The following is a 627-nucleotide window of genomic DNA, read 5'->3' as shown; positions in this document are numbered from 1 at the left end:
CGTGTTTAGCGGAGCGGCGGACATGGCGGCCGCGTCTCAGGCGGCCAGTGCCCTCAGGTTCTCCTTCTTGTGCTCGCGCAGATGATCCATGTTGAGGTAGCGGGTCGCCTCGAGCCAGTTCTCGTGGATCTCCACCGCCAATGCCCGAACCAGCCGCAAACAGCTCTGCGGGTTGGGGAAGATGCGAACGACCAGGGTGCGCCGCTTGATCTCCTGGTTCAGCCGCTCCAGCATGTTCGTCGACTTCATGTGCTTGTGATGCGGCAGCGGCAGCCGATAGAAGCTCAGCGTCTCCTCGATGTTGTTCTCCACCCAATCCACCAGCTTCGGGTATTTGGCCTGCCATTTGGCGATCCACTGCGCCAGGTCGCGCTTGACCTCGGCCAGGTCGCGCCGGTCATAGAACCATCTGAGCTCCATCAGGCAGTCGTCATCGACCTTGCGCGGCACATAATCGAGCGCGTTTCTGAGGAAGTGCACGTAACAGCGCTGCCAGACTGCCTCAGGCAGGACTTCGCGGATCGCTGCCCTGAGCCCCGGATGGTCGTCGGAGACGACGAACTCGACGCCGGCGAGCCCGCGCTGCTTGAGCCCTGCCACGAACGCGCGCCAGCTCGAATGGCTTTC

The 627-nt window shown here is 62.8% G+C and carries 1 protein-coding gene; it reads right to left on the bottom strand.

What is annotated here, in order from left to right; translation table 11 throughout:
• Nucleotides 1–36: 36 nt before the first annotated feature.
• The coding region (locus AC0L17_RS34550) for an IS256 family transposase (protein WP_473519001.1) at nt 37–627 on the bottom strand (591 nt) is incomplete at its 5' end.

It is taken from the genome of Mesorhizobium sp. WSM4829 (assembly GCF_055811475.1).
The sequence above is the reverse complement of the archived record's forward strand: the minus strand, read 5'-3'. Positions and strand labels throughout refer to the sequence as shown.